The following is a 5,909-nucleotide window of genomic DNA, read 5'->3' on the forward strand; positions in this document are numbered from 1 at the left end:
GCCCGCCGCCCCCCCGCCGGGGCCCCCGCGGCGCTGATGAAGCAGGGCGACGTACCTGCCGGAGCGCCTTCGGACCGGTGGGGCGACGTGGTTCAGGCGGCGATGTGTGCAGGTCGACTGCCGGTCATCGCGGAGCGCAGTGCGGTTCGGACCCGGGCGGCACCCGCGGCTGCCACGTCCGCCCCCTTGCCGACCGTGAGGGATCGGGTTGTCAGGCCGGAGCACGGGCGGCAGATGCCCGGTCGGGGCACGGGGTCGTGGCACTTGGCGCACTCGGTGTACCGGGCCGGTGGCCGTGCGGCGGGCCGTGCGGGCGGCATCTTGTGCTCCAGGCGGTAACGGAGCACGGCGGCCGCCGAGTGCATCGGGGTGGGCAGGCCCGGCAGCAGGGCCTGGGCGAGGTCGGCGTGGGCCGCGCCGCGCTGCAGCCACTGTGCGACGAGGGGCGCGAGTTCGGCGGCTTCGGCCTCGCCCAGGCGCAGTCGGGGCTCGGGGCGGATCACCCGGAACAGCGTGGCGACCGCCTCGCGGACCTCTTCGGTCTCGAAATCCTCCTCCCGTCCTTCTGATTTGACGTCATCGGCCGGACTCGCGGGGAGGGTGGGTTCTTGCTGCCGGTCCTTTACAACAGGGCTGCCAGCGCGCCCGGTGGCCGCTCCGCCGGGCGCCGGACGGGTGGCATCCGGCGCGAACCATGGTGTGTCGTACACGTGGGTCTCGGTGCGGATGGTGCCGTCCGGCATGCGGATCTTCTCAACGCGGTAGAAGCCCGCGTCGGTCAGCTCCTTCAGGGCCTTGCGGATCGCTCCGCGCCCCTGGGGGCTGGTGTCGGCCATGTGTCGACCGTCCTCGCGCCAGCCGTCGGGGCGGGAGAGCAGATCCGCGAGCAGGCCGCGGGCGGTGTAGCTCAACCGCCGGTACTGGAGTAGGGCGTTGGGTAGCACGGTGAAGTTGCGCACGTGGGCGCTACGATGGACACGCATCGGGAGTGTCTGCTCCTGTTGCCGGACCCCGGGGTGTTGGTAGCACCGCCGGGGTCGCCTGTTTTCGATTGGATTACGGAACGTATCACGGCAATTGACACTGCGTGAGGCGTTTGGGGTTGATGAGCAGCTGCCGGCTTGCGGTTACCTGGTGGTCAGGAGATCCCCGCGTTCGACGGCCGCGCGCAGGACGGTGGCGAAGTCCTGGGGCAGGAGGTTGACCGCATCGAGGGCTTCGGTGGTGAGGGGGATTTCATCCAGGAGGTACTCGCCTCGGCCTTCCTGGCTGAACTCGGGACCGGTGCGGTCCTCGAAGTTCCACTTGTCGACGGTGGCGAGGTAGAACTCCTGGCGCTCGTCGCCGGTTTCGACGGTGTGGAGGAGGCGGACGATCTCGGCCTCGCCGGCGATCTCCTCGCGGACCTCGCGCAGCAGGGCGTCCTCGGGGCTGGCGTCAGTGGGCTCGATCTTGCCGCCGACGATCACCCAGTACGGTTCGATGCCGGGGCGGATGCGCTTGATCAACAGCATGGTGTCGTTCGGGGTGAGGAGTACGGCGCGGACGCGGTGCTGCACGGTGGTCTGCTTTCTGATCGACGGTGTGGGCGGGTCAGTGGAGGAGCCAGCCGCCGTCGACGTGCAACGACTGGCCGGTGATGAAGGACGCACTGGGGTCGGCGAGGAAGGCGACGTCCTCGGGGTGGCCCCGGTCAAGGAAGGCCGGGGCCGCCGGCACCAACGCCACAGGAGCGCTCCCACCCGGCCCAATCGGGTGGGCCCGCCCCCAAGACCCGAGCCCGCTGCGTCCATCATGGCCCGCTCGCGTCGGCCGGCCAAGGTCAGGCGGCTTCTGCCCGATCCACTGCTGCTTCACTCGGCTGTGCGAGCCAGACCAGCCGTGCGGTAATTCCCGGTCGCCCGGCGAAATGGCGCAAGGCCCGATCGGGAGACGTGGGGTCATTCGCGCCTGCTCGTCGATGCTGATCACGTGCGCTCGCCCACTGTGGTCGGCGACTCCCCAGGCCACGACCCGCCCGTCGACGTCCGGGAGGCCCTCGCCCCAAACCTGGACGACGGCGAACAGGCGGGGTGCGGTGTCGAGCACGAGCCCACACAGCTCCTGGTCGAAGGTCGGGCCGGTCGGCAGCCGAGGCGTGACCGGACGGGGGCTCTGCTGCGGCGCAGCAGCCATGGAAGTCTCCTACGTGCATGGGGATCGGACGCGGCGCTGCCCATCACGGGCAGCGGAACAGCTCGCACGTGCCGGTGTCAGATCAGCGAGGCCAGGACGCCGCGTGGCCGGTGGCCGAGCCAGAACGCGGCGGTGGACGGTTGGGGCTGGTCCTCGGTGGAGCCGTCGTGGGGCAGCAGTTCGGTGGGGGCGATGTAGCCCTCGCCGGGGTCGATCCGCAGCCGGAAGACACGCAGGGGCAGCCCGAGGGCGGCGTAGGCCCGCAGGTCGTCGGTGTGCGGATAGCGGTCCTCGGGGTCGGCGTGGAGATCGCGGCAGATGGCGCGGATGTCGAGGCCACCGAGCAGGAGGTAGCGGGTTCCGGGGTCGAGGTTGAAGCACAGGCGTCGGCGACCGGTGTGCTTGGCCTGGTAGCGGAGCCTGTCCCAATTGTCGATGTGCAGGCCGATGCGGCGGCCGTCCTGGTAATTCGGTGTGGTGGTGAGGGCCTTGGCCGGGCTCCTGGCTTGGCCGAGGTGGACGGCGTCGGGGTCGCCGAGTTGGTCGGCGAGGGTGGCCGGTGGAGGGCCGTCGGGCAGCTTCACCAGTTCCACGAGCGCGCTGTCGGCGCTCCGCCCGGTCGGGCGGAGTTCTGCCGCCAGCACGGCGGTGAGGGGCTGCCAGGGGCCGGCCGGGAGGACGGCCCCGTCCTCGTAGTCGGGCTCGCCGCGAGCGGTGCGGACGCCGGTGCTGTCACACCTGGCGATGAGGGTGGCGGGATCGGTGTGGGCGATGGCGAGAGTCACGCGGGTTCCTCCCAGGCTGGGTTTACCGGTCGTCGAGGGTGTCGGCGAAGGTCACGTCCAGCTCGGCGACCAGGGCTTCGGCGAGTTCGGCCTGCTGGGTGCGGTCGATGAGGACCTTGTCGAGGTTGGCGACGCCCCGCAGCGTGGTGAGGTCGTTGCCTCGCAGATCGAGGCCCTGGTACTTGCCCCGGCCGAACTCGGTCAGCCGCAGGATGCAGGCGTCGAGGACCGCGCTACCGAGGTCGCAACCAGTGAACGACGCCTCAGTGAGCCCGCACTTGGAGAAGACGACCGCGCCGGTGGCGCGGATCTGCTCAAAGGTCGCGTAGTCGAGCTTGCAGTTGTCGAAGAGGACGTTGTCCAGGGTCACGCCGATGAGCCCGGCACCCATGATCTTGCAGTTGCGGAAGACGACGCGGGAGAGCTTGCTGTCGGTGATGCGAGTGGTGGCGAGGTCGCAGGTGTCGAACTCGACGGAGTCGAGGCGGACCTGGTCGAGCTGCACGCGGTCGACCCGCAGGTTGGAGACGCGGCCGGTGACGAGGCGGGTCTCGGCGAGATCCAGGGCCCGCAGGTCGGCGTCGCCGTACTGGAAGTCCTGGACGATGCCCCGGGCGGAGTCCAGGGTCGTGACGTTGGACAAGTAGAGCCCGGGCTCGTTCAGGTGGGGCAGGGTCACGGTGACACGGCCGAAGGTGATGCCGTCCATGGGAGGCTCCGCTCTCTCGAAGGTCGGGCCGGGCCCGCACCGGCTGGTGTGTCCCGGGGTGGTCCGGGTAGCGCTACTTACGCTTGTTCTTGTTCGACCAGTTGTCCCAGGTAGGCCGGTTGTCGAACTTCGGCCCGTTGTTGTCCCAGGTGGGCCGGTTGTCGAACGGCCCGGCGGTGGGGTCCGTCACGTTGACGCCGGTGAGGTCGGCGACGACGGCAGTGTTGCTGGTGGCCAGCAGTTCGAGCAGGGTCATGCGACTTTCTCCTCTTGGACGGTATCGGACAGGGCGGTGACCAGGGCCTGCCGGGACACGCGGCAGTGGTTCGTCTCCGTGGTGTCCAGGCGGCCGTTCTCGAAGTAGCGATTGCCGGCCTGGGCCCCTCGGCAGAAGTCGAAGAGGTCGCAGGTGGCCTCACACGCGTCCAGGCCGGTCAGAAACTCGCGCACATAGCGCAGGCGGTGGGCGCGGTCCAGCATTGAGCCGATGCTCCGCTCCAGGACGTTCCCGGCCCGGAAGTCCTCGTAGGCCGGGTCGGTGATCCCAGCGAGTTCGGGCGAAAGCAGGACGACGTCGCCATTGGATGGCGACGGTCGGGATCGGGTCGATCAACACGCGGTCCCAGGCGGCCCTGTGTCCGGCGCGGACGTCCCGCAGGTAGCCGCCGAGTCGGTCGATCTCGCGGATGGTCAGGTCGCGGTTGCGGCGTGACCAGGCAATGGTGCGCCGCCAGAACACGCGGGCCTGCTCGGCGGAGGGAACCGCCCGGTCGGTGTTGACGCCTTCCCTTTCCTCCATGGGGGCACGGGTGCCGCCCGCCGAATCCACGACGACCTGCTGCGCCGCCGCATCGAGGGCCGTGTCACCCTTCTGGTCAACCCGCTCGCCGGGGACGGCAAGGTCCAGCGGCTCTACGAGACGTGGGGCTACCAGGCGTTCAACGCTCAACAGCCCTCTCCGGAGTCGCCCCGGCTGACCGCGATGATCCGCCCGATCCACTGAGCCTGGGGCGTCACCATCTCCTCGGCCACGACGCGAACCACATGTGGACGGCTTTCGGGCTCACCAACGTGGCCATCCACCGGATCTCGACCGCCATGGAGTTCGGCGACGTCCAGATTGCCCTCGACCGAGGGCCGCGCGTGGACTCCTCGGCCCTGCCGCTCGAACGCCGAGTACGGCACTCGCTCGAAATCGCCCGCGCCCACAGCGCACAGAACCGTATGGACGAGGCGCTCGCCCTCGTACTGGACACCGAGGAACTGGCCCCGAGCAAGTCCGGTACCCCTTCATCCTCCGACATCTGGTGACCAACTGGGTCCGCCAACAGCGCGGCAAACCCAGCTATTTGCTGGCGGGCGTCGCCCAGCGGCTCAAGACCGTCACGTGACGGGGTCGGGCGGCTACAGTCGTCGCCATGAGCGACTCCCAGCCCCACGAGGTCGTGGCCCAGCCCCGCACCGCCGCCGGGGTGCTCTTCTTCGACGACGACGACCGTGTCCTCCTCGTGAAGCCGACCTGCAAGCCCGGCTGGGAGATCCCCGGCGGCTACCTGCACGCCGGCGAGACCCCGAGCGAGGGCGCGGCCCGGGAGGTCAAGGAGGAACTCGGCATCACCCCGCCGATCGGCCGCCTGCTCGTCGCCGACTGGGCGCCTCACCCCACCGAGGGCGACAAGCTGCTCTTCGTCTTCGACGGTGGCATCCTTCCCGCCGACGAGCTCGACAACATCACCGTCGACCAGGTGGAGATCGGCGAGTACGCCTTCCACGCCGCCGACCAGCTCGACGAACTCCTCATCCCACGCCTCGCCCGCCGCGCCCACGCCGCCTGCGCGGCCAAGACTCAGTCCGAGACCGTCTACCTGGAGCACGGAGCGACCCGCCCGTAGAGCCACGCCGCACAGTGGTTGCACGGCGCTTCTTCCTAGGCTGCCACTGGATGTGACTACCTCGTCTCAGCGAAGACGAAGGCTGAGGGCCGGCCCCGAGCGTGTCCGAAAGATCGCTTATACGCCCCCTGGCCGTGCGGCGCGCGGCGAGGGCGGGGGTGGGGGTGGATGGTGGGGAACGGCGGTGAACCTGCTCAACGAAACAGATGGCGCGCGGGTGTCCACCCGGCGGCTGGCTTTATTCACGGGTTGTGGTTCTGGCTCAACTTCCGTGAAATGGCAACGCAGAGTGACGAATTGGCTTGGCCTGGGCTCCAGGTACAGTCGGAGCGCCCGTGAGATCGTGCT

General features: G+C 69.5%; 9 protein-coding genes and 1 pseudogene. 3 read left to right on the plus strand and 7 right to left on the minus strand.

The features are described 5' to 3' along the window. Positions 1 to 92: 92 nt before the first annotated feature. The 7 genes from ACFWJ4_RS40425 to ACFWJ4_RS40455 form a co-directional block, all read right to left on the minus strand. Positions 93 to 983, minus strand: a complete 891-nt coding sequence (locus ACFWJ4_RS40425; RefSeq protein WP_380554193.1) for a hypothetical protein — start codon at positions 981 to 983, stop codon at positions 93 to 95. Between the two features lie 144 nt (positions 984 to 1,127). Then, positions 1,128 to 1,559 carry an NUDIX domain-containing protein gene (locus ACFWJ4_RS40430; protein WP_380554196.1) on the minus strand — a complete coding sequence of 144 codons (432 nt, stop codon included), beginning with the start codon at positions 1,557 to 1,559 and terminating at the stop codon, positions 1,128 to 1,130. Positions 1,560 to 1,593: 34 nt separating this feature from the next. After that, on the minus strand, positions 1,594 to 1,728 hold the full coding sequence (locus ACFWJ4_RS40435; protein WP_380554199.1) for a hypothetical protein: 135 nt from the start codon (positions 1,726 to 1,728) through the stop codon (positions 1,594 to 1,596). Positions 1,729 to 2,252: 524 nt separating this feature from the next. Continuing rightward, positions 2,253 to 2,960 (minus strand): hypothetical protein, encoded by a 708-nt coding sequence (locus tag ACFWJ4_RS40440; RefSeq protein ID WP_380554202.1) that lies wholly within the window; start codon positions 2,958 to 2,960, stop codon positions 2,253 to 2,255. Positions 2,961 to 2,982: 22 nt separating this feature from the next. Then, on the minus strand, positions 2,983 to 3,669 hold the full coding sequence (locus ACFWJ4_RS40445; protein WP_380554205.1) for a pentapeptide repeat-containing protein: 687 nt from the start codon (positions 3,667 to 3,669) through the stop codon (positions 2,983 to 2,985). A gap of 73 nt (positions 3,670 to 3,742) precedes the next feature. Next, entirely contained in the window at positions 3,743 to 3,925 is a 183-nt protein-coding gene (gene amcA / locus ACFWJ4_RS40450) for a multiple cyclophane-containing RiPP AmcA (protein WP_380554208.1), read from the minus strand. Next, positions 3,922 to 4,149, minus strand: a complete 228-nt coding sequence (locus ACFWJ4_RS40455) for a hypothetical protein (protein WP_380554211.1) — start codon at positions 4,147 to 4,149, stop codon at positions 3,922 to 3,924. Before ACFWJ4_RS40455 ends, amcA begins: the two co-directional genes overlap by 4 nt. Positions 4,150 to 4,471: 322 nt before the next feature. Between ACFWJ4_RS40455 and ACFWJ4_RS40460 the strand changes: the two are divergent. The 3 genes and pseudogenes from ACFWJ4_RS40460 to ACFWJ4_RS40470 all read left to right on the plus strand — a co-directional run. Beyond that, positions 4,472 to 4,672, plus strand: a pseudogene (locus ACFWJ4_RS40460) (GNAT family N-acetyltransferase); the annotation flags it as partial. 41 nt (positions 4,673 to 4,713) lie between these two features. Continuing rightward, positions 4,714 to 4,980, plus strand: a complete 267-nt coding sequence (locus ACFWJ4_RS40465; RefSeq protein WP_380554214.1) for a hypothetical protein — start codon at positions 4,714 to 4,716, stop codon at positions 4,978 to 4,980. Positions 4,981 to 5,087: 107 nt separating this feature from the next. Next, on the plus strand, positions 5,088 to 5,561 hold the full coding sequence (locus ACFWJ4_RS40470) for an NUDIX domain-containing protein (protein WP_380554216.1): 474 nt from the start codon (positions 5,088 to 5,090) through the stop codon (positions 5,559 to 5,561). Positions 5,562 to 5,909 lie beyond the last annotated feature (348 nt).

This window comes from Kitasatospora sp. NPDC127067 (genome assembly GCF_042724755.1).
GTDB lineage: Bacteria > Actinomycetota > Actinomycetes > Streptomycetales > Streptomycetaceae > Kitasatospora > Kitasatospora lactacystinica.